A 25,161-nucleotide genomic window follows, 5' to 3' on the forward strand; every position below is an offset into this window, starting at 1 on the left:
TGCTGCCCACAGATCGGGCAGGTCGAAATTGCTTAGCTCGTTCCGCGCTCGAGCAAGCGCATCAGCCGGGCCGAGAAGGCGCGGGGATCGACCGGAAGTTCGCCGTCGGCGATGCGGGCCTCATCGAACAGGAGATGCGCGGCGTCCGCCCGAACCTCCGGATCATTGGATTCGACCGCGCTGAGCTTTTCGACAAGCGCGTGATGCGGATTGATCTCCAGCACCGGCTTCGCCGTCGTGTCGAGCCGACCGGCGCCGGCAAGCAGCTTCTCGAGCTGGCGGTCCATGCCATTTTCGGGGGCCACCAGACAGACGGCGCTTTCGGTGAGGCGATCGGAGGCGCGGACGTCGGAGACCGCATCGCCCAGCACTTCTTTGACGAAGGCGATGAAGCCGTTGACCGCGTCCGATGCGGCGGCCGCCGGCTCTTCGCCTTCCGGCAGCGGGATCAGGCTGAGATCGGCCAAGCCTTGCGTGACCGACTTGAAGGGCTTGCCTTCATAATCGACGCCAGAGGTAACCCAGAAACTGTCCACCTGATCGGCCAACAGCAACACCTCGATGCCCCGCGCCCGGAAGCCTTCGAGCTGCGGCGAGGTAGCCAGGCGATCGAGATCGGTGCCTGTTGCGTAGTAGATCGCGGTCTGATTGTCCTTGAGGCTGGCGGCATAGTCTTTGAGCGAGCGCCATTCGCCGCCCGATGCGGTGGTCTTGAACCGGGCGAGCCCCAGCAGCGTCTCCCGCCGCGCATAATCCTCGTAGAGGCCTTCCTTCAGCACCGGGCCGAAATTGTCCCAGAGCTTGAGATAGGCTTCCGCGTCGCTGCCTGAAAGCTTGTCGAGTTCCGACAGAATACGGTTCGCCACGCCCTTCTGGATCGCCGCCAGCACCGGGCTTTCCTGGATCATCTCGCGCGAGACGTTGAGCGGCAGATCGTTGGAATCGACCAGACCGCGAACGAACCGAAGGTAGCGCGGCAGGATCTGTGCCTCATCGGTGATGAACACGCGGCGGACGTAGAGCTTCATGCGGCCCGCGCGATCGGGGTCGAAGAGATCGAACGGCTTGGTCTCGGGCACGAACGCCAGCACAGTATATTCGTGCAGGCCCTCGGCACGGTAATGCAGCGTCAGCGCGGGCTCGTCGAACTGACCGGCGGCGCTGCGATAGAAATCCTTATACTCTTCCGGCGTGATCGCGGATTTGGGCTTGGTCCACAGCGCGGCGCCATCGGCGATCTGCTTCGGCTCGGCGTCCGGCTTTTCTTTGAGGAAGATCGGCACCGGCACATGGCCCGACTGGGCCTTGATCGTGCGTTCGATCTTGAAGCTCTGCGTATAATCCGCCGCATCCTCCTTCAGGTGGAGCAGCACGCGCGTGCCGCGGGCTGGCGCGTCCGTGGTCTCGACCGGCCTGATGGTGTAGGTGCCAAGGCCATCGGATAGCCAAGCCGCCGCCGTATCCGCGCCTGCGCGGCGCGAGACGACCTCGACCTGATCGGCGACCATGAATGCCGAATAGAAACCGACTCCGAACTGGCCGATCAGCTGGCTGCCCTCGGCATCCTTGGCACCGGCGATCTTGTCCATGAACGCCTTGGTGCCCGAGCGCGCGATCGTACCGAGTGCATCCGCCAGCTCCGCCTCGCTCATGCCGATGCCGTTATCCTCGATCGTCAGCCGGCGGGCATCCGGATCGAGCGTCACGGTGATGCGCGGCTGACCATCGTCGCCAAGCAGGCCGGCGTCGGTCAGCCCCTCATAGCGGAGCTTTTCACACGCATCGGCGGCATTCGAGACAAGCTCGCGCAGGAAGACGTCTTTGTCCGAATAGACCGAGTGCACCATCAGGTGCAGCAGTTTGGCGACATCGGCTTCGAAGGAACGGATTTCAGGCGTGGCTTCGGTCGTCGTCGTCATGCAGCTTCTCAATGGCCTCCAGGTTTAATGGCGAGCAGATGGGCGGAAGTTTCTGGCGTTTCAAGACCTACGAACTGACATCCCGATCATGGTTCACGACGCCGAAGCTGGGCCGAAAGGAGCATCCGCAGGGCCTGAAAGCGCGCTTCGGCTTCCAGTTCGGCCGCACCTTAGCGTAAAGGGCCATCGAAGACGGCCCTTTTATCGGAAAGAACCGTTTTCCTGTACATTTGCATGGATAGCGCTTGCGTAAAGAGCGTTGGACAAGCACATCTGATGGGTCGAAAGACTCCGGACGGATTTTTCAGCGGAGAGGAACGCGAGAATGCATGTGAGTTCGATGACTCGGTTTGGGCGACTGTCGGTGGGCCTGGCGATATCGGCGCTGGCGCTAACCGCCTGCGGTAAGAAAGCGGATACCACGGAGACGACGACCACCACCACCGCTGCAGCCAACCCCGATGTCGCCGCGGCGCCCGCCGCCGCTCCGGCGGCTGCGGCAGCTCCCGCGGCAGACAATACCGATACGATCAGCGGCGTCAAATATGCCAGCTACACGGGTGACGCGGCCGCGGGCAAAACGGATTTCGTCACGTGCCAGACCTGCCATTCGATCGATCCGGGCGTGAACAAGATCGGCCCGTCGCTCCATGGCGTCGTCGGCCGCAAGGCGGGCTCCATCGCGGACTTCACCTATTCGAATGCGAACAAGAGCAGCGGGATCACCTGGACGCCCGAAAAGCTGTTCCAATATCTCGAGGCGCCGCAGCGCGTCGTCCCGGGCACGAAGATGACCTTTGCCGGCTTCTCGGATCCGCAGAAGCGCGCCGACGTGATCGCCTATCTCAAGACCAATTCGTAATTGATCGACTGGCCCGGCGGCATCAACCGCCGGGCCGCGATTTCCGCCTTGGGCGATTGGCGAGATCGGCGAGGTGAGCCGGGAAAGACAGCATCAGCGGCAGCGCGATCGCGTACCAGGCCTGCCCGGTTAACGCCGCACGCAACGCCAGCAACATCAGCGCCCCGGGCGCTAGCCGCAGCAGCGCATCGACCAGCCGCCACCCGCTGCGGGTAACCAGCCACACCAGCTCCACCGCGATGACGGCGAGCACGATATCGACAGCATGGCCGCTACCGAACAGCCAAGGCATTATCGCCGGCCCCTGCGCCGCAGCCGCTTTCAGGAAAACGGCCCGTTGAGCTTGACGATCGTCATGTTGAGATAGCCCGCGAACGTTACCCACATCAGATACGGCAGCAGCAGCGTCGTGCCGATCATCGACCGGCGCCAGACCACCACGATCAGCGCGGCAACCGACAACCACAGCCCCACCACCTCGATCAGCGCCCAGTCAGGCCGATGAAAGCGGAAAAACAGCAGGCTCCACAGGATATTGAAGAAGCCGTTGAGCGCGAACATGCCGAGCAGCCACTCTCGCTCGGACCGGCGCGGCGTAGCCAGCCAGGCGGTAACGCCGGCCAAGGCGGTAAGCGCATAGATCGCCGTCCACGCAACCCCATAGGCTGCCTCCGGCGGCGCCCAGCGCGGCTGTAAGAGGCTATGATACCAAGGGCCGATCTCGGTGATCGTCCCGCCCATGATCGCAACGACCAGGGCAATCAGGCCGGCGATCAGGATCGGAAACAGCCAGCGACCCATGGCGATCAGCCCGCCGTCTGCAGCAAGTGACGCATATCCTTGAGGAAGATACGCAAATAAGCGAGCGGACGGGCGTAAACCAGTTTCTTGTTCATATAGGCCGGCCAGATCAGATTCTGCACATCGCGATCCTCGCACATCGTCACGAAGCGCTCTCGGCGCTGATCGTTGCGATACCAGAAATGCTGCATGATCCCAAGAATCCAGAACACCCGGCCATGCGCGCGCATGAAGGCGCGGCGTGCCTGGCCAAGCGCTTTGGGGTTCCCGGAAACGAGGAACGCGCCGGCTGCCTTGGCCGCCTCGCGCCCTGCGACCATCGCATAATAGATGCCCTCGCCCGATGCCGGCGCGACCACGCCTGCGGCATCGCCGGTGACGAGCACATCGCGGCCATTGTCCCATTTGCGCAGCGGCTTGAGCGGGATCGGCGCGCCCTCGCGACGGATCGTCTCGCATGCCGCCAGCCCTTCACGCCGGCGCAAGCGGCCGACCGCATCCCGCAGCGCGAACCCCTTCTGCGCGCTGCCGACCCCGACGCTGGCGGTATCGCCGTGCGGGAAGATCCAGGCGTAGAAATCGGGCGACAGCGCGGCCTGGTAAAAGACATCGCACCGGCCGCGATCGAAGGCGGCATCGGCGATGGCGGGCGAACGGATTACCTCATGATAAGCGAACACGCACGGCATCCGCTCGGCCCCCTCAAGCGTGGCGCGCGCGACCCGCGAACGCGCGCCATCCGCGCCGATCACGCAGCGCGCGCGGACGCGCTGTTTGGATCCGTCGGCGGCATCGGTGTAGACGATGATCGCGGTCCCGTCGGCGTCGCGCTCGATCTGGTCGAACGTGCCGGTACGGCGCTCTGCCCCGGACGATGCCGCCCGCGCCCGGAGCCATTCGTCGAACTCTTCGCGATCGACCATCCCGACCATTCCGCCCGCATTTCCCCGATCGACCGGCATATCGACCGCGTTATCGGACGGCGCGATCATCCGCGCCAGATGGGCACGGCCGACAATCAGGTGATCGGGGATCGCGAAGTCGGCAATCAGCCGTGGTGGGATCGCACCGCCGCAGGGTTTGATCCGCCCCGCCCGATCAAGCAATAAGACCTTCCGCCCCGCGGCGGCGAGATCGGTCGCAGCGGTCGCCCCGGCCGGCCCACCCCCGACGACGACACAATCGTACGTGAGGCTCATGCCGGCGCAAGCACTGGTCGCCGGCTGGGCGACGAACCGCGCAGCGCCAGCGACGCGGCAACGAGGAACAGCAAGGCTTCGCTGCCGAACACGATGGTGAACGTCTCGGGTGTAGAGCCGATCAGCGCGCGCCCGACATCGACGCCGACCGCCCCGATAAGCCCGCCCAGCCCGAACGCGATCGCCTGCGCCGCGCCCCATACGCCCATGCGGATTCCTTCCCGGCCGCCCTCGCCTGCGCCGCCGCCCGCCCCGGCCAGCCCCATCATGGCGCCGATCGCAGCGACCGCGAAAACGCCATTAGCAAAACCCAAGGCGGCGATGTTGGCGGAGAGCGGCCATGTCGGCCCGACCCGCGCGGCAAGCGACAGACCCGCCAGCGCCAGCGCCGATCCGATGCAGCCCCCGACGATCCAGCGCCGCATCCCCGCCGCACTCCGCCCGCCGAACGCGCTCCCCCCGACCCCGATCAGGATCATCCCCGCGAGCACGCCGCCATGCTGCACGCCCGACAATTGGGTCGACTGGCCCGGCGTGAAGCCGAACAGCAGCCCGGCGAACGGCTCAAGGATCAGATCCTGCATCGAATAAGCCAGCATCGACAGGAACACGAAGATGGTGAACCGGCGCGCCTCATCGTCTTCGAGAATCTCCCGCAGGGCCACACCGAAGGACGGGCCCGGCACGGCATCCGCCACGATCGCTTCTGCCGTAGAGCGCTGTTCGACACCCCATACCGCCAGTACCGCGACGAGAAACGCGCCGCCCGCTACGCCGCCGGCGACCATCGCCAGCCGCGGCAGCGAGAAGGGATCGATGAGCGCGCCGGCGATGCCGGCGGTGACGACGATGCCGGCCACCATCATGATCCAGGTGATCGATGCTGCCGCCGCGCGCCGTTCGGGCGCGACCTGCGTAGCGAGCAGCGCCAGCAGCGACGTCCCCGCCGCCCCGACGCCCGCACCGATCATCGAGAAAGCGAGGATCGACAATATAAAGCCCCACACCGAATGCGTGGCGAGCAGACTGAGCGCATCGATCGCCAGCAGCGAGCCCAGCGCGAGCGTTCCCATCCCGAAGATGATCCACGGCGTCCGCCGCCGCCCACGATCGGAACCGTGGCCCCACATCGGCCGCGACAATTGCACCGCATAATGCCAGGCGACGAGGCCCGCGGGCAGCGCCGCCGGCAGCGCATATTCGACCACCATCACCCGGTTGAGCAGCGAGGTCGCCAGCATCACGATCGCGCCGATCGAACTTTGCACCAGTCCCAACCGGACGATCCCCAGCCAGCCGAGCGGCTTGATCACAGCCCCACGGCTCCGCCCAGCCCGAAGGCCGATGCCAGCATACCGAGCACGTACAGCGTCGTGCCGGTGGCATTATACCATGGCGTATGCAGGCGTGGATCGCTGAGCAGCCGCCGCATCAAGAGCAGCTGGCCGAACAGCAGCGCAGCAACGATGATGGCAGCAAGGCGGTGATCCCACATCGTGAGCAAGGTGACGACGACGATCTGCGGTGCGGCCATCACGACGCACGCCAGCCGTGCTGCACGATCGACGCCTAAAACGACTGGCAGCGAGCGCAGGCCGGTCGCGCGGTCACCCTCGACCGCCTTGAAATCGTTCAGCGTCATGATCCCGTGCGCGCCCGCACTGTAAAGCGCGAGAATGATCAGCACATGCGCCGCGGGCAGCGCACCCGCCATCACGCTTGCGCCCGTAAACCAGGTCAGCCCCTCATAGGTCAGCGCGACAACGGCCGGGCCCCAGATTCCGCTGACTTTGAACCGGAATGGCGGCGCACTGTAACCCCATGCGCAGATCAACCCAAGACATGTCGCACCGAACACCCAAGGCCCGGTCGCCCAGGCGACGAGCAACGACAGTGCCGTTCCGACGATCGCGATCCACAGCCCCCACCGCCCCGCGATCCGCCCCGATGGAATCGGGCGCTCGGGCTGGTTTATCGCGTCGACATGGCGATCGAACCAGTCGTTGACCGCCTGGCTGGTCCCGCAAACCAGCGGGCCGCTCAGCAGGATGCCCGCGATCAGGAAAGGCCAGCGGTCGGCGATGGGAATGCCCGACGACACCACCCCGCACATGAACGCCCAGATCGGCGGAAACCAGGTAACCGGTTTGAGCAGTTCGAGCACATCGCGGGGAGCGGGAAATGGCGTTACGACGGCAGGAAAGCTCGATCGATCCATGATCGAAGGGCTAAGCTAGACGCCCAGTGGCGTCAAATAAATTTGACGGTTGTGCGGTAGGCCGACGCCTCAGTTTTCGCCTGGCACCAGATTGCCGAGCCCATGACGATGAAGCTTGGAATACAGGCTTTGACGACTGACGCCCAGCACCTCAGCCGCCGAAGCGCGATTGTCCGATGTGTAGACCAGCGCGGCTTCGATACAGAGCCGCTCGATCATATCGGTACTTTCGCGCACGATCTCCTTCAGGGACATGCGACCGACCAGTTCGGTCAATTGCCCGACGGACCGCGGCATATCACCAACGTCGACCGGACTGCTCCGAAGGCGGCGCCCAACCGTGCGAATGGTGAAGCCGTAGCAATCGCTACCGCTCATCGGTGCGACGACGCCCGAAACCTCGATCTCTTCCTGCGCACCCGCGCCGCCGCGCATGATCGTCGCCACGTTGCGCACAGAGCCATGCTCCCGCATCTGCGCGACGATCAGCTCAAGATCGACACCCGGCCGGCCGAGCCAGTTGCCCAGACGTGCGCCGACCACCCGATCGATCGACGGCATCTCCGTCAGGTCGAGAAAGGCGGCATTCGCGGTCAGCACCGTCAGGTCGCGGTCAGCCAGCACAAACGAATCGGGCATCCGCTCGACGACATTGCCCAACGTTGCATCGAACTGGTGTTCGCCCAGTGTCCGTTCCGCTGGTTCGATGCGGACGATCAACAAGGGTACGCGCGCCTGCCGGAAAAACCGCGCCGAGATCCTGGCCTCGCCGCGACGGTCAGCCAAGTTCAACGTCACCGGCGCGATATCGTCGGCTGCTTCGACCGCGCCAAGATGCGCGACAAGATCGTCACGCTGGTCGGTGCCGACGATCATCTGGACGGGATTGCCGATCAGGGCGCCGTCGCTCGCGTCGAGCAGCCGGTGCGCCGCCGGATTGGCCTCGCGAATGCGACGGGTTTCGGCGTCGACGATCAGGACCGGCTCGGTCGCCATCTCGAATAGCAGGCGATAGCGGGTCTCCGCCTGCCGCAGCCGGATGTAGTCGCGCTCCAGCGCCTGCTGCGTCTGAAGGAGACGCTGCTGCATCGCCGCCGCGCTCCCCATGTCACGGCCGATCGCAATCAGTCGGCCGCTATCGCCCAGCGCCATCACCAGATAGCGAACCGGCACGTCACCGCCTGCGGCCATGTGGTTCACCTGCCGCCAGCGCGGCGTGGTCTCGGTCTTGATCGCGTCGAGCATCTCGACGACCTTGGGCCGGCTTTCTGCGGTTACGGTATCGATCCACGCGCTACCGACCCAATCGGCAAAGCCGCGATTGGCAAGTTCAGTATTCGATACCGCGATATCCAGGATCATCCCATCGGCGGACAGGATCAGGGCAACGTCGCCAACGGCCGCCAGCAATGCGGCAGCCACGTCTGCGGATAGCGCGCCCGGCATGACGTCGGGCTTCGCGAATGCCGTTTTGCGGGAAGGGACGATAGGCTTGTTCATCGACCCGGGTCGCGCTCCAGAAACCAGTTCAACTACTAACGACGAACTCCCCTTCGCAGATGCGAACGAGGTCCGCGGCTACCTTCAGGGCAAGCTTGGCATCGGGCGCCGTGCCGTCCGCACCGACATCGACCGCACGCTCAGGATTGGCGCTAAAAATGCGGCCACCGACCATGATGCACACGCGAGGATTTCGGGAAACATTCCGCAGCGCAACAATGAGCGATGTCAATTCGCCGATATGATGGTCGCAGGTGATCGTCAAGCCGACCATATCGAACCAATCGTCGCTCACGCGCTTGAGCAATTCCGGCGTCTGCGCTTCGCTGATGCGATCGGTAACCCAGCCATCGCGGCGGAACAATTCATCAATAAGAACGGTGCCAAAATTATGTTTGTCGCCGGGCATCGACGCGAACAAGGCGCGATGCCCGCCCGCCGCATGCAGCCGATCCGCAGGCGCGCGCGCCGCAACCTCGTGGACGACCTCCTGCAAACGCCAAAGCCCCATCGTCACATCGACGAAATCGCACCGATCGTCTTCCCAATATTCGCCGAGCAGGCGCGCGGTAGGCGCAAGCAGATCGACCATTACGGTATCTACGGTGACGCCGCGCGCCAGGATGGTCTCAATATAGGCGAGCAGCGCATCGGCCTCGACCTGAAGCGCGAGAGGGGCGAGGGCCTCCACTTCGGACGCAGCGATCACCCCGTCGACGGACCCGGTCTCGACCGAACCAGCATCGGTGGATGCCAAGGCCAGGATCGGAGTATTCGCCGCATGCGCGACCATCAGACGCGGAATAATTTCGCTCTCGATCAGGGTCGATAGCGACCGATCATAGTCGACGTCAGCGTGAACCCGAAAAACAGCAAGACTGTCTTTTTCGCTTGCAAACCGCCGTGCAAGACGACCGTCGCCAGTCAATGACGCATTGCGATTGAAGTGGGCCAATGATGCCATGCCCGGCTCTCCCAGCCTAAGTCCAACGAGTCGCAACTACCAGAGAGAGCGTCCTTTTGGACTTGCCCCCGCGACTCGCAGCCTATGCTCATTAACAAGGGCTGGCAATCGCCGACGCGGGCTTGAAATAAATAAGTGTCAATTATTTTGGACGTCAGTTTTGATTGACACTTCCTGCGCCGCTGCCCTAGTCTCGTCGGCGAGCAGGATGAGGCAGGCAGAACGCGATGCGGTCGAGCGACCCAGATTTCGCAAAGACAACACAGGGTGGCTCCTCGCCACTCTACACGCCCGAACAACGCTGCCGCCGCGATGCGACTCGCTGGACTTTGGTCCAGGGCATCCTTGCTCCCGTCCAGTTCCTGATCTTCCTGATCAGCGCCACTTTGGTGTTGCGCTATCTCGCTACCGGTGAGGGCGCCGCAGCGGCCACCGCGTCGATCGTCATCAAGACCTGCGCGCTCTACGCGATCATGATCACCGGCTCGATCTGGGAAAAGGTCGTGTTCGGCAAGTGGCTCTTCGTGCCCGCCTTCTTCTGGGAAGACGTTTTCAGCATGCTCGTGCTGGCGCTGCACACGGCCTATCTGGTGATGCTGATCGGGGGGCTGGGCACCGAGCACGGGCGCATGCTGCTCGCGCTGACCGCCTATGCGACCTACGCGGTCAATGCGACGCAATTCCTTCTCAAGCTGCGTGCCGCGCGGTTGCAGAGTGCGCCAACCTCACCAACACTGGCGGTGGCTCAGTGACCCCGCCCGCCGTCGCCGCGACCCTCGGATGCGAGTCGGCGCCGGTACTGCGTGAGCGGGGACAGCGTGAGGTCTTCTGCGGGCTGACCGGGATCATCTGGCTGCATCGCAAGGTGCAGGACGCCTTCTTCCTCGTCGTCGGATCACGGACGTGCGCCCATCTGCTGCAGTCCGCTGCAGGGGTGATGGTGTTTGCCGAGCCGCGTTTCGGCACCGCGATTATCGAGGAGCGCGATCTGGCCGGCATGGCGGATTGCAACGAGGAGCTCGATCGCGTCGTCGACCGGCTGCTCACCCGCCGTCCGGACATCAAATTGCTGTTCCTCGTCGGCTCATGTCCGTCCGAAGTCATCAAGCTCGATCTCTCACGCGCCGCCGCGCGGCTGTCGGTCAAGCATGCCGGCGTCACCAAGATCCTCAATTATTCGGGATCGGGGATCGAGACGACGTTTACCGAAGGCGAGGATGCGTGCCTCGCCGCGCTGGTGCCCGATCTCGCCGACGATACATCCGATCTGATGAGCCTGATGATCGTCGGTGCGCTGCCCGATGTCGTCGAGGATCAATTCCTGCGGCTGTTCGCGGAATTGGGGATCACCACCGTCCATTCGCTGCCCGCGCGGCGCGCGGGTGCGATGCCGCCGGTCGGCCCCAATACTCGTTTCCTGCTCGCGCAGCCGTTCCTCGGCGAGACCGCACGGGCGCTCGAAGACCGCGGTGCGGTGCGGCTCGATGCCTTGTTTCCTTTCGGCGCGGAGGGCACGACCAACTGGCTCCATGCCGCCGCGACGGCCTTCGGTATCGATGAGATGCACTTCCGCCGGGTGATCGCGCCGGGCCGTGAGCGCGCCAAGCGCGCGATCGCGCATTCAGCCGAGCGGCTGGCCGGCAAGCGCATAACCTTCCTGCCCGACTCGCAGCTCGAAGTGCCGCTGGCGCGCTTCCTTGCGACCGAACTCGGCATGCAGCCGGTCGAAGTCGGCACGCCCTATCTCCATCGTCGGCATCTTGCGCAGGAACTGGCGCTGCTGCCGGCCGGCACGATCATCAGCGAAGGCCAGGACGTCGATCGGCAGCTCGACCGTGTCCGCGCCGCGCGGCCCGATCTGACCGTTTGCGGCCTAGGCCTCGCCAACCCGCTGGAGAGCGAAGGTCTGACGACGAAATGGGCGATCGAACTCGTCTTCTCGCCGATCCACGGCTTCGACCAGGCCGGCGACTTGGCAGAGCTTTTCGCGCGACCGCTGCGGCGGCGCGATGTGCTGAAGGTCTAGGGCCGTGCAGCTGACCGTCTGGACCTATGAGGGCCCACCCCATGTCGGCGCGATGCGGATCGCAACCGCGATGGAGGGGGTCCACTACGTCCTTCATGCCCCCCAGGGCGACACCTATGCCGATCTGCTGTTCACGATGATCGAGCGGCGCGGCAAGCGCCCGCCGGTCACCTACACCACCTTCCAGGCGCGCGATCTCGGCAAGGATACCGCGGAGCTGTTCCAGACCGCGACGCGCGAGGCCTATGCGCGCTTCAAGCCGCAAGCGATGCTGGTCGGCGCATCGTGCACCGCCGAACTGATCCAGGACGATCCCGCTGGCATGGCGCAGACCATGGGCCTGCCCTGCCCGGTCGTCGCGCTCGAACTGCCGAGCTATCAGCGCAAAGAGAATTGGGGGGCTGCGGAAACCTTCTATCAGCTGGTCCGCACGCTTGCCGACAAGGATATCCGGCCAACGCCCCGCGAGGGCCGGCGTCCGCGCGCGAATCTGCTCGGCCCGACCGCGCTGGGTTTCCGCCACCGGGACGATGTGATCGAGATCACGCGGCTGCTGACGACGCTCGGCGTGGAGGTCAACGTTGCCGCCCCGCTCGGCGCGACACCGGCCGACCTGGCGCGGCTCGGTACAGCGGATTTCAACATCTGCCTCTATCCCGAGATCGCCGACACCGCCTGCCGCTGGCTGGAGAAGACGTTCGGCCAGAAGACCGTGCGCACCGTGCCGATCGGCCATGCCGCTACCCGCGACTTCATCGCCGAGGTCGCGGCGCTGGCAGGCGTCGACGCGAGCGCGGCGCTCGACACCTCGAACCTGCCCTGGTGGAGCCGCTCGGTCGACTCGACCTACCTGACCGGCAAGCGCGTCTTCATCTTCGGAGACGCCACGCATGCGATCGCCGCAGCCCGCGTCGCGCGTGACGAGCTCGGCTTCGAGGTCGTCGGGCTCGGCTGCTACAACCGCGAATTCGCGCGCGATATCCGCGACGCAGCCAAGCTCTACGGCGTCGAGCCGCTGATTACCGACGATTATCTCGCAGTTGAGGAGGCGATCCAGGCGCTGCAGCCCGAGCTGGTGCTCGGCACGCAGATGGAGCGCCATATCGCCAAGCGGCTGCGGATCCCCTGCGCGGTGATCTCGGCACCGGTGCACGTCCAGGATTTCCCGGCGCGCTATTCGCCGCAGATGGGCTTCGAGGGCGCGAACGTACTGTTCGATACCTGGGTGCATCCGCTGGTGATGGGGCTGGAGGAGCATCTGCTGACGATGTTCCGCGATGATTTCGAATTTTCGGACGCGAGCGGCGCGAGCCATTTGGGTCATGGTTCGGCGCCTGCCGTCCAGCGTCACGCGCAACCCGAGCCGACGCCGCACAACGACGCACCCTTGAAGGTTGAGGTGGCGGTCTCAGAACCGATTCACGATCTTCCCGTCGCGGCCACCGGCTGGTCTTCGGAGGCCGAAAAGGAACTCCTCAAGATCCCGTTCTTCGTGCGTGGGAAAGCACGGCGGAACACCGAGCGCTATGCCAGCGAGCAAGGCATCGCCGCGATCACGCTCGACACGCTCTACGATGCGAAGGCGCATTATGCCCGCTAGTTCAGCCCCCGCTCCGCACATTCCCGTCCGCGTGGTCATCATCACGCTCGACAACCATCTCTCCGGCGCCGTGATGCGCGCGCAGGAACATTTTACGCGGCATAACCTCGGCGTGACGATCGGCTTCCACGCTGCAGCCGATTGGGACGAAAAGGACGGGGCACTGGACGCCGCCCGCACCGATATCGCGCGTGGCGACATCATCCTGATGACGATGCTGTTCCTGGAAGATCACATTCGCGCCGTCCTGCCGCAGCTCACCGCGCGTCAGAACGCATGCGATGCGATGATCGGGCTGATGTCCGCGGGCGATATCGTCAAGCTGACGCGGATGGGTGATTACCGCATGGACAAGCCCGCCACCGGGCTGCTGTCGATCATCAAGAAGATGCGCGGCACCAACAAAGCCGGAGCAAGCTCCGGCGCGGGGCAGATGGCGGTGCTGCGCCGCTTGCCCAAGCTCCTGAAATTCGTGCCCGGCACCGCGCAGGACGTCCGCGCCTATTTCCTGACGATGCAATATTGGCTCGCGGCGTCCGACGACAATGTCGTCGATATGATCCGCGCACTGGTCGATCGCTACGCAGATGGTGCCCGCCGCCCCTTGCGCGGCACGATGAAGGCGGAAAGCCCACGCGATTACCCTGAGGTTGGCGTCTATCACCCTGCGCTCCCGCAGCGCATGGCCCGCACGATCACCGAGCTTCCGCGCCGCCACGCCGCGACCGGCACGGTCGGCTTGCTGATGCTGCGGTCTTATGTGCTTGCCAAGGACGCCGCCCATTATGACGGTGTGATCGCCGCCATGGAGGCGCGCGGGCTGAACGTGATCCCGGCGTTTGCCGGCGGGCTCGACGGGCGTCCGGCGATCGAAGAATTGTTCATGAAGGACGGCGTCGCCACGGTCGACGCCGTGGTCAACTTGACCGGCTTCAGCCTCGTCGGTGGGCCGGCCTATAACGACACCGCCGCCGCCGAGGCCATGCTGAGCAAGCTCGACCGGCCCTATATTGCCGCCCATCCGGTCGAATTCCAGACGCTCCAGGCCTGGGGTGCGAACCGCCAGGGGCTGTTGCCGCTCGAATCGACGATGATGATCGCCATTCCCGAGCTTGACGGCGGCACCGTGCCAATGGTCTTCGGTGGGCGCTCCGATGGTTCGCATACGCCGTGCGCCGGCTGCGAGCGCGGTTGCACCTTCCCTGCTTCTGGCCCCGCATCGAGCCAGGTCCGCGCGATGCAGACCTGCGCTGAGCGTGCCGAAATGCTCGCCGCGCGCGTCGTCAAGATCGTCGAACTGCGCCGCGCCGCCAATGCCGACAAGCGCGTTGCCGCCGTGCTGTTCAACTTCCCGCCCAATGCCGGGGCAGCGGGTACGGCGCAGTTCCTCGCCGTGTTCGAGTCGCTGCACGCGACGCTCCAGCGGCTCGACCGCGAGGGCTACACGGTCGACGTCCCCGCCTCGGCCGACGAAGTCCGCGAGCGCATCCTCGGCGGCAATGCGGCGCGCTACGGCACCGAGGCCAACGTCCATGCCCGCGTCAGTGCCGACACGATCGTTGCCCGCGAGAAATGGCTGAAGGAAATCGAAGCCGCCTGGGGCCCCGCCCCCGGCAAGCTGCAATCGGATGGCACCTCGGTGCAGATCCTCGGCGCGCAGTTCGGCAACGTCTTCGTCGGCATCCAGCCTGCTTTGGGCTATGAGGGCGATCCGATGCGGCTGCTGTTCGAGGGCCGCTTCGCCCCGACCCACGCCTTCGCCGCTTTCTATCGCTGGTTGAAGGAAGATTTCCGCGCCCATGCCGTGCTGCATTTCGGCACACATGGCAGCTTGGAATTCATGCCCGGCAAGCAGACCGGCCTTACTGGCGATTGCTGGCCCGACCGGCTGATCGGCGATTTGCCCAACATCTATCTCTACGCCGCGAACAATCCGTCGGAAGGTGTGCTCGCCAAGCGCCGCTCGGGTGCGACATTGGTCAGCTATCTGACCCCGGCGCTGACCAATTCCGGCGTTTATAAGGGCCTCGCCAATCTCAAGGCGTCGGTCGATCGCTGGCGTCAGGCCGAGCCGGGCAGCGACGAGCTGGCCGATCTCGCCGAGCTGATCGGTGATCAGGCGACCGCGCTCGACCTCGATGGCAGCGACATCACCGCGCTCGCCGCCAAACTCTACGAGATCGAGCGCGAACTGATCCCGCAAGGTCTGCACGTCGCCGGTGCCGCTGCGACGCGCGAGGAGCGCGCCAACATGATCGCCGCCTCGGCCAGCGCGCGCGGCGAATTGCTCTCGGTCGATACGATCGAGGGGATCGTCGCGGGCACAATCAAGCTCGACACGCCATTGCTCAAGGAAATGGCGGCGCTGAACACCGCGCTGTCCTCGAACGGCGAGATCGACGGCATCGTCCGCGCGCTGAACGCGCAATATATCCAGCCCGTCACCGGCGGTGACTTGCTGCGCACGCCCGAAATCCTGCCGACCGGGCGCAATATCCACGGCTTCGATCCCTTCCGCCTGCCGTCCGCTTATGCCGTCAAGGATGGTGCCGCCCAGGCGCAGCGCCTGATCGACCGCAGCCTCGCCGATTCGGGCCATCTCCCCGAGACGGTGGCGATGGTGCTGTGGGGCACTGACAATCTGAAAAGCGAAGGTGCGCAAATCGCGCAGGCGATGGCGCTGATGGGCGCGCGGCCGCGCTTCGACAGCTATAACCGGCTCGCCGGGGCCGAGCTGGTCAGCCTCGAAGAACTCGGGCGTCCGCGGATCGACGTGGTGGTCACGCTGTCCGGCGTGTTCCGCGATCTGCTGCCGCTGCAGACCCGGATGATGGCCGAAGCCGCCTTGCTCGCCGCGCAGGCGGATGAGCCGACGAGCATGAACTTCATCCGCCGCCACAGCCTGTCGCATCAGGCCGAACATGGCTGCGACATCGAGACCGCCGCCTTGCGCGTCTTCTCCAATGCCGAAGGGGCGTACGGCGCCAATGTCAATCTGATGATCGACAATGGCACGTGGACCGACCCCGACGAACTGGCCGACAGTTTCGAGCGCCAGAAGGGCTATGCTTACGGCGTGAAGGGTGGCCCCGTCCGTCAGGCCAAGCTCCTCGCATCGACGCTGAAGACCGTCGATTGCGCCTATCAGAACCTCGAAAGCGTCGAGCTCGGCATCACGACGATCGACCAATATGTCGACACGCTAGGCGGCATCAGCCGCGCCGTCACCCGCGCCAAGGGTGAGGCTGCGCCGGTCTATATCGGTGACCAGACGCAAGGATCAGGCAAGGTTCGCAGCTTGCAGGAGCAGGTCGCGCTTGAAACCCGCACACGCATCCTCAACCCGGTTTGGACCGAAGGTCTGCTGGGCCACGGCTATGAAGGCGTGCGCCAGATCGAGGGAAGCGTGACCACGACGATGGGCTGGTCAGCGACTACCGGCGAGGTCGACCCCTGGGTCTATCAGCGGATCGGCGAGACCTATGTGCTGGACGCTGAAATGCGCGAGCGGATCGCCGCGCTCAACCCGCGCGCCGCAGCGCGCGTCGCCAACCGCCTGATCGAGGCGAGCGACCGCAATTATTGGCAACCCGACGCGGCGACGCTCGCCGCACTCCATGCCGCCAGCGATGAACTCGAGGATCGTCTCGAGGGTGTCGTCGCGGTGGCGGCATAAAGGAACACATCATGGCCCTGCTCGATCCCCCCACACGCATCCGCGATCTGATCGGCCTCGACGGCGACGGCTCCGTCCAGGTCAAGCTCGATCCGAACGACCGGATTGGCACCGCCAAGGTTTTCGCGGTCTACGGCAAGGGCGGGATCGGCAAATCGACCACTTCGTCCAACCTCAGCGCCGCCTTCTCGCTGCTCGGCAAGCGCGTGCTGCAGATCGGCTGCGATCCCAAGCATGACAGCACTTTCACGCTCACCAAGAAGCTGATGCCGACCGTCATCGACGTGCTCGAGACGGTCGAGTTCCATGCCGAGGAATTGCGGCCCGAGGATTATATGTTCGAGGGTTTCAACGGCGTGATGTGCGTCGAGGCGGGTGGGCCGCCGGCGGGTACGGGCTGCGGCGGTTATGTCGTCGGCCAGACCGTGAAGCTGCTCAAGCAGCACCATCTGCTGGAGGAAACCGATGTCGTACTGTTCGACGTGCTCGGCGATGTGGTGTGCGGCGGCTTCGCGGCGCCGCTGCAGCATGCCGAGCGCGCGGTGGTCGTCGCCTCGAACGATTTCGACAGCATCTTCGCGATGAATCGCATCGTCGCGGCGATCAAGGCGAAGTCGAAGAATTACGACGTGCGCATGGCCGGTGTCATCGCCAATCGCTCCGCCGCGACCGACGAGATCGATCGCTTCAACGCCGCCACCGGACTGAAGACGCTGGCGCATTTCCCCGATCTCGATGCGATCCGCCGCTCGCGCCTCAAGAAATGCACTTTGTTCGAGATGGAGCAGACCCCCGAGGTCGCCGCCGCCTGCGACGAATATAAGCGCCTCGCCGCAACGATGTGGGCAGGTTGCGACGCGCTCGAAGCGAACCCGATGAAGGACCGCGATATCTTCGAATTCTTAGGATTCGAGTGAGATGACGACGGCGACCTACAACCGGTTTCGGGGCGATCTCCAGACCTATTTCGATCGCACCGCGGCGAAAGCGTGGGAGCAGCTAACGTCTGACGCGCCCGTCAGCAGCATCCGCGCCAAGGTTCGCGCGGGGCGTACCGAAATGCGCGATACGTTGCTGTCGTGGCTGCCCGCCGACATGACCGGAATGCGCCTGCTCGATGCCGGCTGCGGCACTGGCGCACTGGCGGTCGAGGCGGCGCGGCGTGGCGCAAAGGTCGTGGCGATCGATGTCGCGCGCAGCCTCGTCAAAATCGCCCGCGATCGCGCGCCGGCCGCGCTGGATATCGATTGGCGCGTGGGTGACATGCTCGATCCCGCGCTCGGGCATTTCGATCATGTCGTCGCGATGGATTCGCTGATCCATTACAAGCCGTTCGACATCGTCGAGGTCGTGCGCCAGCTGGCCGACCGGACCGGCGGATCGATTGCGTTCACCTTCGCGCCGCAGACGCCATTGCTGATGGCGATGCTCGGCATGGGGCGGCTGTTCCCGCGCAGCGACCGCTCTCCGGCGATCCTGCCGGTCCGCGACCGGCTGCTGCGCACCCTCATCCGCAGCGCGCTGCCGAAGGCGCGTATCGGACGCGATCGCCGCATCTCGGCAAGCTTCTACACCAGCCATGCTCTGGAGGTGGTGACCGGATGAGTTACCTGATTGCCCTGAAGGCTTCGTTCGTTGCGTCGGCTCCAGCTGACGCAACGAACGTGATCGGCCGGGTGGAGAGTCTGAAGACCGGCGCGTTCTGGAACCGGCTTGGTACGCGGTTCCTGCCGTTCGCCGACGCGGCGACCAAAGACCTGCCGCTGTCGCGCATCCTGCGGCTGTCGCTGTTCCAGATATCGGTCGGGATGGCGGCGGTGCTGCTGCAGGGCACGCTCAACCGCGTGATGATCGTCGAGCTTGGCATGTCTGCAAGCCTGGTCGCTGCGATGGTGTCGCTGCCATTGTTATTCGCGCCCCTGCGCGCGTTGATCGGTTTCAAGTCGGACCATCATACCTCGCTGCTCGGCTGGAAGCGCGTGCCGTACATCTGGTTCGGCACGCTGATGCAATTCGGCGGACTGGCGATTCTCCCCTTCGCGCTGCTGGTGATGACCGGCGGCGGCACCGGCCCCGCATTTGTCGGGCAATTCGGCGCGGTTTTCGGCTTCCTGCTGGTGGGCGCCGGCATGCACATGACGCAAACCGCGGGGCTCGCCCTCGCCACCGATCTCGCGCCCGAGCATGCCCGCCCGCGTGTCGTCGCGTTGCTCTACGTGATGCTGCTGATCGGCATGCTGGTCAGCTCGATCGTGATCGGCAGGCTGCTGGTCGACTTCACTCCGACCAAGCTGGTGCAGATCGTTCAGGGTGTCGCCGCGCTGACGATGGTCCTCAACATCGTCGCCTTGTGGAAGCAGGAAGCGCGCAACCGTACGGCCACCGCCCGGCGCGCAACTCCGATATTTCGTGAGGTCTGGGCGGCATTCATCGCGCGTCCGCGGACGATACGCCTGCTGGTCGCGGTCGGGCTCGGCGCCGCCGCATTCAGCACCCACGACGTTCTGCTCGAACCCTATGGCGGGCAGGTGCTCGGCCTCGGGGTCGGCGCCACCACTCTTCTCACCGCGGCGTGGGCTGCGGGAATGCTGGTCGGGTTCGCGCTCGCCGCGAGGCGCCTCGCCGATCATGGCGAACCGCTTCGCCTGGCCGGGTTCGGTGCGACGATCGGCATCGTCGCCTTCCTGGCGGTGATCTTCGCCGGGCCGCTGGGATCACCGGCGATGCTCGGCATCGGCGCAACCGCGATCGGATTGGGCAACGGCCTCTTTTCGGTCGGCACGCTGATCGCCGCGATGGCGATCACCGACGATGCGAGCCTGGACGGTCGAACCGGTCTCGCGCTCGGCGCGTGGGGCGCGGTGCAGGCGAGCGCCGCCGGCGCCGCGATCGGGATCGGCGTGTTCATCCGTGATATCGTCTCCACCGCTGCGGTCGCTCATAACCTCGGCCCGACGCTGGCCGGCCCCGACGCCGGCTATGCCGTAGTGTACATTCTCGAAATCGTGTTGCTGATCGGCACGCTCGTCGCACTCGGGCCGCTGGTCCAGAGCAGCCGCGCCGATGTGATCTCGTCCAACACGCGGTTCAGTTTCCAGGAATTTCCGATATGAAGGGGGAAGTCTGATGCATCCCAATCTCACCGGCGGCATCGATGTCGCCCTGCTAGTCTTCTGGGCGTTCATTCTCTTTTTCGTGTGCCTGGTCTTCTACCTGCGACGCGAGGACCGCCGCGAGGGCTATCCGCTCGAAGATGAAACGTCGGGACGGCTCGATACCGTCGGCGGCGTCCTGCACACCGCCGCGACCAAGTCGTTCCTGCTGCCCTTCGGTCACGGCGTCGTCACGGCGCCGACGAAGGGCCGCGAGCCGGTGAATATCGCCGCGCGGCGGACTGAGCGCTTTTCAGGCGCGCCCTATGCACCGACCGGCAATCCGCTCGTCGACGGCATCGGCCCGGCAGCCTGGGCCGATCGTGCCAAGCGCCCCGATCTCGACATGGACGGCCATCCCCGGATCGTGCCTCTGAGCACCGCCGTCGGCTACGGCGTCGCGCCCAGGGATTCCGATCTCGGCGGCTGGCCGGTTATCGGCGCCGACGGGGCTGTCGCGGGGACGGTCAGCGATCTTTGGATCGACACCGCCGACCGGCTGGTGCGCTATATCCAGATCGCGAGCGAGGGAATGCCCGCGCTGGCGCCGATCATGATGGCAAAGGTCGATCGCCGCCGTCGCCGTGTCGTCATCGATGCGCTCAACGCCGCGCAGTTTGCGGACGTGCCGCGGCTCGGCGCGACCGACCAGATCACGCTATACGAAGAAGAGCGGGTGCAGGCCTATTTCGGTGGCGGCTATCTCTACGCCAACGCCGCGCGCCAGGAGCCATTGATATGACCGGATATGACAACGAGCCGATCCCCGGTCTCCCCGGCCTGCTGCCGCCGGGCGAGCAAATCCTGTGGCAGGGATCGCCCGACTGGCGGACGCTGGCGCGCACCGCGTTCCACACCCGGCTCATCGCAGCCTATTTCGCGGGGCTGGCCGCGATCGCACTGGGCTTTGCGCTGCGCAACGGCCAATATTTGGGCGTCGGCATGACGGTGACGCTCGGCCTCGTCGGCGTCGCCATGCTCCACCTGTTCGCCTGGGCCTCGGCGCGCACGACGATCTACACGCTCACCAACCGCCGCATCGTCCTGCGGATCGGTATCGCGGTGCCCAAGTGCATCAACCTGCCCTTGGCAATGATCGCGTCGGTCGATCTGGCCGCGCGCGCCGATGGCAGCGGCGATCTGCCGCTGACGCTGATCGGCACGCCCAAGCTAGGCTATCTCGCGCTCTGGCCGCATGCCCGGCCGCTCGAGATCGCCCGGCCGCAGCCGATGTTGCGTTCGATACCGCAGGCCGAGACCGTCGCGGCGCTCGTCGCCCGGACCTGCCTCGCGGCCAATCCCAACGGGCGGGTCGCCGCCATAGAGACACAGTCCGCGCCAATGCCGGTATTTGCCGGAGCGGCGGCGGCATGAGCAGCACCCACACCCATGCCGATATGCTGCCGCGTGGCACGCTGATGATCGCGGGCGCCCTAGTCCTGTTCTCGCTCACCACCGTCAGCGTCGTGCGGATCGCAAACATCCCGGCCTCCGCATCGCCCGTGGCGCTACGCGCCGCGGCGGGAATCGCTCCGGTCGCATCGCGTGATCTGCGGTTCCTCGACCGGGCCGATGGCGCTGTGGTGATCGAGGATATCGGCCGCAATGGCGTCGCGGACGGCGTGGCATCCGTGATCGAGCCCGGCCAGCAGACCGGTTTCATCCGAGGTGTGATGCGCGGCCTTGCCCGTGATCGCCGGTCGCGCGGTATCGGCGATATGCCGCCGTTCAACCTGACGCTGTGGCGCGACGGTGAATTGTCGCTGACCGACAGCGTGACAGGCCGTTCGATCGAACTCACCGCGTTCGGATCGACGAACCGCGCGGCGTTCGCGGCACTGCTGCCCGGCGCACAGGCCAAGAAGACCGGCGCATGATCGCACTCCGTCGCACCAGCTTCGATACGCCCTGCCGGGTCGAGATCGAGCATAGCGACGAGTTTCTCTGCGCGCATGTCGTGCTGGCCAACGATTATGCGGTCGGGCCGGGCGATCGGGTCCGCGTCCATGGCGCTCCGATCAGCGTCGGCTTCGGCGAACGCCGCGTCGTCGAGCGCACCGCCACGGTGGAGCGCGCCAGCACGGTCGAGCGGCTGTGGACCAAATTCGCCGGCCATTTCGAAATGGCAGAACTCTACGAAGTCAGCTTCAGCGATCGGACCACGGTATGAACGCGATCACCCCGATAACAAAAGACGACGCGATGGCGATCGCACGGGAGGATACCGTCCTCTCACCCCGCTTCTACACAACCGATTTCGCCGCGATGGACCGGATCGACGTTTCGGGCGTCCGCCACGAATGGGATGCACTGATCGCCGAGATGGCAGCCGATCCCAACAGGCTGCACTTCAAGCGCACCGAAGCGTTTAACGGCGTCATCGAGAGCCTGCCCGAGGAGCTCCGCAAGGAGTTCACTGATTTCCTCGTCAGCTCGCTGACCGCCGAATTCTCCGGCTGCATTCTCTATGCCGAGATCGCCAAGCGGGTGAAGAACCCCGATATCATGCAGCTCTTCAAGCTGATGAGCCGCGACGAGAGCCGGCACGCCGGGTTCATCAACGATACTCTGAAGGACGCCGGCATCGGCATCGATCTCGGCTTCCTGACGCGGACCAAGAAATACACCTATTTCCGGCCGAAATTCATCTTCTACGCGACTTATCTGAGCGAGAAGATCGGTTATGCGCGCTACATCACGATCTTCCGCCACCTGGCAAAGCATCCCGAGCTGCGCTTCCACCCGATCTTCAACTGGTTCGAACTGTGGTGCAATGATGAGTTCCGCCACGGCGACGCCTTCGCAATCCTGATGCGGACCGATCCGAAACTGCTCAGCGGCATCAACAAACTGTGGATCCGCTTCTTCCTCGTTGCGGTCTATGCGACGATGTATGTCCGCGATCACAACCGCCCGGCGTTTCACAAGGCGCTCGACATCGATCCGACCGATTACGATAACCGCGTCTTCACGATCTGCTCGGAGATCACGCGGCAAGTGTTCCCGATGGTGCTCGACACCGATTCCCCGCGCTTCGCCGCTGGGCTTGAGCGGATGCGGCGGATCGCGGGCGGGATCGATGCGGCCAAACAGCAAGGCGGCGTGATCGGCGGCATCAAGCGCGCCGGCCTGATCGGCGCGGCAGCCTTCGCCTTCGCCCGCCTCTATCTGGTCCCGGTCAAGCGTAATGCGGCGCCCGCCAACGTCCGGCTGGTCCCGGCCTGGTGAGCCTTCCGCCGCTTCTCTTCGCGCTCCTGATGTGGTTCATCGGCACCGCCGCGGTGGTCTGGCTCGACAGCCGCCCGCGCGAGACCTTCCGCACCAGCCTGATGCTGGCCGGTATCGTCGCGATTGCCGCCACCGCGCTGGTTTGGGCCTATGGTGATGATACGACCGTAAGCGGCGCCTATGTCGGCTTCGGCGCGGCGATCGTGATCTGGGGCTGGCACGAGATGAGCTTCCTGATGGGTCATGTCGCAGGGCCGAATAGAGCGGTTTGCCCGCCGGGTGCGGTCGGATGGGCGCGCTTCAAGGCGGCGACTGCCACCGTCATCCACCACGAACTGGCGATCGCCGCGACGGCGATCCTGTTGTTCGCGGTAACCTGGGGCCAACCCAATCAGACCGCGCCGCTGACCTTCCTGCTGCTGTTCGGGCTCAGGCTGTCGGCCAAGTTCAACCTGTACCTGGGTGTACCGAACCTCAGCGACGAGGTGTTCCCCGAGCATCTCGCCTATCTCAAGACCTATTTCCGCAAACGCCGCCTCAACGCGCTATTCCCGGTTTCGGTCGGTGTCGGCAGCGGCGTTGCGGTCTGGGCCTGGTTGGCGGCGCAAGCGGCGCCCATGGGCAGCGGCGCTCAGGCTTGTGCGATGCTGATCGCAGGGCTTACCGTGCTCGGTGTGGTGGAACATCTGTTCCTGGTGCTGCCGTTGCGCGATACCAAGGCCTTTAGCTGGGCGATCAATAACAAGAAGGCGGCCAAGGCCGTGGCTATCGAATGCGTGGGGAGAGAGTGATGAATTACGAGGCGGTATTCGCGGAGCAGCTCGATGGTCTGCGTGAAGCGGGCAATTACCGCGTCTTTGCCGAGCTGGAACGCCAGGCCGGAAACTTCCCCCGCGCCAAGCGCTGGACCGAAGATGGCCAGGTCGCGGACGTCACGGTGTGGTGCTCGAACGACTATCTCGGCATGGGCCAGCATCCCAAGGTGCTGGATGCGATGCACGAAACGCTCGACCGCTGCGGTGCGGGCGCCGGCGGCACGCGCAACATTTCGGGGACGAACCACCAGCATGTCCTGCTCGAAGCCGAACTCGCCGATCTCCACGGCAAGGAAGCCGCGCTGATCTTCACATCGGGCTATGTCTCGAACTGGGCGGCGCTCTCCACCCTCGCGTCGCGCCTGCCCGACTGCGTCGTGCTGTCCGACGCGCTCAACCACGCTTCGATGATCGAAGGCATCCGCCACAGCCGCGCCGAGTGTCAACGCTGGCGGCACAATGATGTCGCGCATCTCGACGAACTGCTGTCGCAGGTCGCGCCCGGCCGCGCCAAGCTGGTCGCGTTCGAAAGCGTCTATTCGATGGACGGCGATATCGCCCCGATCGCCGAGATCCTCGACGTCTGCGAGAAGCATGGCGCGCTGACCTATATCGACGAGGTCCACGCCGTCGGCCTCTACGGCCCACGCGGCGGCGGCATCGCCGAGCGCGAGGGGCTGATGGACCGGATCGACGTCATCGAGGGGACGCTGGGCAAGGCGTTCGGGGTAATGGGCGGCTATATCACCGCATCCAAGACCCTGTGCGACTTCGTCAGGAGCTTCGCCAGCGGCTTCATCTTCTCCACCGCGCTGCCGCCCGCGATCGCGGCAGGCGCCACCGCATCGATCCGGCATCTGAAGGAAAGCCAGATCGAGCGCGTCCGTCACCAAAACCGTGTCAAAATCGTACGCGAGCGGCTGGATGCGCTCGGTATCCCGCATCTGCCGAATCCCAGTCACATCATCCCGGTGATGGTCGGCAATGCGCACCATGCGAAGATGATCAGTGACTGGCTGATGGACAATCACGGCATCTACGTGCAGCCGATCAACTATCCGACCGTGCCCAAGGGAACCGAGCGGCTGCGGATCACGCCCTCACCGGTCCACACCGATGGCGATATCGATCGGCTGGTCCGGGCGATCAGCGAAATCTGGTCGCAATGCGAATTGGCGCGCAAGGCTTTGGCGGCTTAACC

At 65.0% G+C, this 25,161-nt stretch carries 24 protein-coding genes; 16 read left to right on the forward strand and 8 right to left on the reverse strand.

What is annotated here, in order from left to right; all coding sequences use genetic code 11:
• Positions 1-32: 32 nt before the first annotated feature.
• Complete coding sequence (htpG, locus tag FHS31_RS10085; RefSeq protein ID WP_167073249.1) at positions 33-1,919, reverse strand: molecular chaperone HtpG; 1,887 nt, start codon at positions 1,917-1,919, stop codon at positions 33-35.
• A gap of 11 nt (positions 1,920-1,930) precedes the next feature.
• On the opposite strand from htpG, the gene FHS31_RS10090 reads away from it, so the two are divergent.
• Positions 1,931-2,098: a hypothetical protein gene (locus FHS31_RS10090; protein ID WP_167073250.1), complete on the forward strand. Its 168-nt coding sequence runs from the start codon at positions 1,931-1,933 to the stop codon at positions 2,096-2,098.
• Positions 2,099-2,244: 146 nt separating this feature from the next.
• Positions 2,245-2,781 carry a c-type cytochrome gene (locus FHS31_RS10095; protein WP_243843390.1) on the forward strand — a complete coding sequence of 179 codons (537 nt, stop codon included), beginning with the start codon at positions 2,245-2,247 and terminating at the stop codon, positions 2,779-2,781.
• A gap of 22 nt (positions 2,782-2,803) precedes the next feature.
• On the opposite strand, the gene FHS31_RS10100 is transcribed toward FHS31_RS10095, so the two are convergent.
• From FHS31_RS10100 to FHS31_RS10130, 7 genes are all read right to left on the reverse strand, one after another.
• Positions 2,804-3,073 (reverse strand): hypothetical protein, encoded by a 270-nt coding sequence (locus FHS31_RS10100; RefSeq protein ID WP_243843391.1) that lies wholly within the window; start codon positions 3,071-3,073, stop codon positions 2,804-2,806.
• A 29-nt stretch (positions 3,074-3,102) separates the two neighbouring features.
• Positions 3,103-3,582, reverse strand: coding sequence for a TspO/MBR family protein (locus tag FHS31_RS10105; RefSeq protein WP_208408651.1), 480 nt, complete (start codon positions 3,580-3,582; stop codon positions 3,103-3,105).
• A 5-nt stretch (positions 3,583-3,587) separates the two neighbouring features.
• Positions 3,588-4,781: a geranylgeranyl diphosphate reductase gene (locus tag FHS31_RS10110; RefSeq protein ID WP_167073251.1), complete on the reverse strand. Its 1,194-nt coding sequence runs from the start codon at positions 4,779-4,781 to the stop codon at positions 3,588-3,590.
• The gene (locus FHS31_RS10115) at positions 4,778-6,094 is read right to left on the reverse strand and encodes a BCD family MFS transporter (protein WP_341786331.1); all 1,317 of its coding nucleotides are present in this window, start codon (positions 6,092-6,094) and stop codon (positions 4,778-4,780) included. Before FHS31_RS10115 ends, FHS31_RS10110 begins: the two co-directional genes overlap by 4 nt.
• Entirely contained in the window at positions 6,091-6,999 is a 909-nt protein-coding gene (chlG, locus tag FHS31_RS10120) for a chlorophyll synthase ChlG (RefSeq protein ID WP_167073252.1), read from the reverse strand. Before chlG ends, FHS31_RS10115 begins: the two co-directional genes overlap by 4 nt.
• A gap of 69 nt (positions 7,000-7,068) precedes the next feature.
• On the reverse strand, positions 7,069-8,499 hold the full coding sequence (gene ppsR, locus FHS31_RS10125; RefSeq protein ID WP_167073253.1) for a transcriptional regulator PpsR: 1,431 nt from the start codon (positions 8,497-8,499) through the stop codon (positions 7,069-7,071).
• 28 nt (positions 8,500-8,527) lie between these two features.
• Entirely contained in the window at positions 8,528-9,292 is a 765-nt protein-coding gene (locus FHS31_RS10130; protein ID WP_243843392.1) for a cobalamin B12-binding domain-containing protein, read from the reverse strand.
• 398 nt (positions 9,293-9,690) lie between these two features.
• Between FHS31_RS10130 and bchF the strand changes: the two genes are divergently transcribed.
• From bchF to hemA, 14 genes are read left to right on the forward strand one after another with little or no spacing between them, the layout of a single operon-like run.
• Positions 9,691-10,215, forward strand: a complete 525-nt coding sequence (gene bchF, locus FHS31_RS10135) for a 2-vinyl bacteriochlorophyllide hydratase (protein WP_167073255.1) — start codon at positions 9,691-9,693, stop codon at positions 10,213-10,215.
• Positions 10,212-11,489, forward strand: coding sequence for a ferredoxin:protochlorophyllide reductase (ATP-dependent) subunit N (locus tag FHS31_RS10140; protein ID WP_167073256.1), 1,278 nt, complete (start codon positions 10,212-10,214; stop codon positions 11,487-11,489). Before bchF ends, FHS31_RS10140 begins: the two co-directional genes overlap by 4 nt.
• A 4-nt stretch (positions 11,490-11,493) precedes the next feature.
• The gene (bchB, locus tag FHS31_RS10145) at positions 11,494-13,089 is read left to right on the forward strand and encodes a ferredoxin:protochlorophyllide reductase (ATP-dependent) subunit B (protein ID WP_167073257.1); all 1,596 of its coding nucleotides are present in this window, start codon (positions 11,494-11,496) and stop codon (positions 13,087-13,089) included.
• Positions 13,079-16,765, forward strand: coding sequence for a magnesium chelatase subunit H (locus FHS31_RS10150; RefSeq protein WP_167073258.1), 3,687 nt, complete (start codon positions 13,079-13,081; stop codon positions 16,763-16,765). Before bchB ends, FHS31_RS10150 begins: the two co-directional genes overlap by 11 nt.
• 11 nt (positions 16,766-16,776) lie before the next feature.
• On the forward strand, positions 16,777-17,682 hold the full coding sequence (gene bchL, locus FHS31_RS10155) for a ferredoxin:protochlorophyllide reductase (ATP-dependent) iron-sulfur ATP-binding protein (protein WP_167073259.1): 906 nt from the start codon (positions 16,777-16,779) through the stop codon (positions 17,680-17,682).
• Between the two features lies 1 nt (position 17,683).
• Complete coding sequence (gene bchM / locus FHS31_RS10160) at positions 17,684-18,370, forward strand: magnesium protoporphyrin IX methyltransferase (RefSeq protein ID WP_167073260.1); 687 nt, start codon at positions 17,684-17,686, stop codon at positions 18,368-18,370.
• Positions 18,367-19,878 (forward strand): BCD family MFS transporter, encoded by a 1,512-nt coding sequence (locus FHS31_RS10165; RefSeq protein WP_167073261.1) that lies wholly within the window; start codon positions 18,367-18,369, stop codon positions 19,876-19,878. The genes bchM and FHS31_RS10165 overlap by 4 nt, the downstream gene beginning before the upstream one ends.
• 13 nt (positions 19,879-19,891) lie before the next feature.
• A complete protein-coding gene (puhA, locus tag FHS31_RS10170) occupies positions 19,892-20,659 on the forward strand; it encodes a photosynthetic reaction center subunit H (RefSeq protein WP_167073262.1) in 768 nt (255 codons plus the stop codon).
• Positions 20,656-21,291, forward strand: coding sequence for a photosynthetic complex putative assembly protein PuhB (gene puhB, locus FHS31_RS10175; protein WP_167073263.1), 636 nt, complete (start codon positions 20,656-20,658; stop codon positions 21,289-21,291). The genes puhA and puhB overlap by 4 nt, the downstream gene beginning before the upstream one ends.
• Complete coding sequence (gene puhC, locus FHS31_RS10180) at positions 21,288-21,794, forward strand: photosynthetic complex assembly protein PuhC (protein WP_167073264.1); 507 nt, start codon at positions 21,288-21,290, stop codon at positions 21,792-21,794. The genes puhB and puhC overlap by 4 nt, the downstream gene beginning before the upstream one ends.
• On the forward strand, positions 21,791-22,087 hold the full coding sequence (locus tag FHS31_RS10185; RefSeq protein ID WP_167073265.1) for a hypothetical protein: 297 nt from the start codon (positions 21,791-21,793) through the stop codon (positions 22,085-22,087). The genes puhC and FHS31_RS10185 overlap by 4 nt, the downstream gene beginning before the upstream one ends.
• Positions 22,084-23,145 carry a magnesium-protoporphyrin IX monomethyl ester (oxidative) cyclase gene (gene acsF, locus FHS31_RS10190; protein ID WP_167073266.1) on the forward strand — a complete coding sequence of 354 codons (1,062 nt, stop codon included), beginning with the start codon at positions 22,084-22,086 and terminating at the stop codon, positions 23,143-23,145. The genes FHS31_RS10185 and acsF overlap by 4 nt, the downstream gene beginning before the upstream one ends.
• Positions 23,142-23,936: a putative photosynthetic complex assembly protein PuhE gene (gene puhE, locus FHS31_RS10195; RefSeq protein WP_167073267.1), complete on the forward strand. Its 795-nt coding sequence runs from the start codon at positions 23,142-23,144 to the stop codon at positions 23,934-23,936. Before acsF ends, puhE begins: the two co-directional genes overlap by 4 nt.
• Complete coding sequence (hemA, locus tag FHS31_RS10200; protein ID WP_167073268.1) at positions 23,936-25,159, forward strand: 5-aminolevulinate synthase; 1,224 nt, start codon at positions 23,936-23,938, stop codon at positions 25,157-25,159. Before puhE ends, hemA begins: the two co-directional genes overlap by 1 nt.
• Positions 25,160-25,161 lie beyond the last annotated feature (2 nt).

The organism is Sphingomonas vulcanisoli, from assembly GCF_011761305.1.
Taxonomy (GTDB): domain Bacteria; phylum Pseudomonadota; class Alphaproteobacteria; order Sphingomonadales; family Sphingomonadaceae; genus Sphingomonas_I; species Sphingomonas_I vulcanisoli.

Coding starts and splice junctions, on each gene's coding strand:
- acsF (WP_167073266.1), top strand. CDS start 22,084: ATGAACGCGATCACCCCGATAACAAAAGACGACGCGATGGCGATCGCA.
- htpG (WP_167073249.1), bottom strand. CDS start 1,919: ATGACGACGACGACCGAAGCCACGCCTGAAATCCGTTCCTTCGAAGCC.
- FHS31_RS10150 (WP_167073258.1), top strand. CDS start 13,079: ATGCCCGCTAGTTCAGCCCCCGCTCCGCACATTCCCGTCCGCGTGGTC.
- FHS31_RS10100 (WP_243843391.1), bottom strand. CDS start 3,073: ATGCCTTGGCTGTTCGGTAGCGGCCATGCTGTCGATATCGTGCTCGCC.
- puhB (WP_167073263.1), top strand. CDS start 20,656: ATGACCGGATATGACAACGAGCCGATCCCCGGTCTCCCCGGCCTGCTG.
- hemA (WP_167073268.1), top strand. CDS start 23,936: ATGAATTACGAGGCGGTATTCGCGGAGCAGCTCGATGGTCTGCGTGAA.
- FHS31_RS10165 (WP_167073261.1), top strand. CDS start 18,367: ATGAGTTACCTGATTGCCCTGAAGGCTTCGTTCGTTGCGTCGGCTCCA.
- FHS31_RS10185 (WP_167073265.1), top strand. CDS start 21,791: ATGATCGCACTCCGTCGCACCAGCTTCGATACGCCCTGCCGGGTCGAG.
- bchM (WP_167073260.1), top strand. CDS start 17,684: ATGACGACGGCGACCTACAACCGGTTTCGGGGCGATCTCCAGACCTAT.
- bchF (WP_167073255.1), top strand. CDS start 9,691: ATGCGGTCGAGCGACCCAGATTTCGCAAAGACAACACAGGGTGGCTCC.
- ppsR (WP_167073253.1), bottom strand. CDS start 8,499: ATGAACAAGCCTATCGTCCCTTCCCGCAAAACGGCATTCGCGAAGCCC.
- puhA (WP_167073262.1), top strand. CDS start 19,892: ATGCATCCCAATCTCACCGGCGGCATCGATGTCGCCCTGCTAGTCTTC.
- FHS31_RS10110 (WP_167073251.1), bottom strand. CDS start 4,781: ATGAGCCTCACGTACGATTGTGTCGTCGTCGGGGGTGGGCCGGCCGGG.
- FHS31_RS10095 (WP_243843390.1), top strand. CDS start 2,245: ATGCATGTGAGTTCGATGACTCGGTTTGGGCGACTGTCGGTGGGCCTG.
- bchL (WP_167073259.1), top strand. CDS start 16,777: ATGGCCCTGCTCGATCCCCCCACACGCATCCGCGATCTGATCGGCCTC.
- puhC (WP_167073264.1), top strand. CDS start 21,288: ATGAGCAGCACCCACACCCATGCCGATATGCTGCCGCGTGGCACGCTG.
- FHS31_RS10090 (WP_167073250.1), top strand. CDS start 1,931: ATGGCCTCCAGGTTTAATGGCGAGCAGATGGGCGGAAGTTTCTGGCGT.
- FHS31_RS10130 (WP_243843392.1), bottom strand. CDS start 9,292: ATGGTCGCGCATGCGGCGAATACTCCGATCCTGGCCTTGGCATCCACC.
- FHS31_RS10105 (WP_208408651.1), bottom strand. CDS start 3,582: ATGGGTCGCTGGCTGTTTCCGATCCTGATCGCCGGCCTGATTGCCCTG.
- chlG (WP_167073252.1), bottom strand. CDS start 6,999: ATGGATCGATCGAGCTTTCCTGCCGTCGTAACGCCATTTCCCGCTCCC.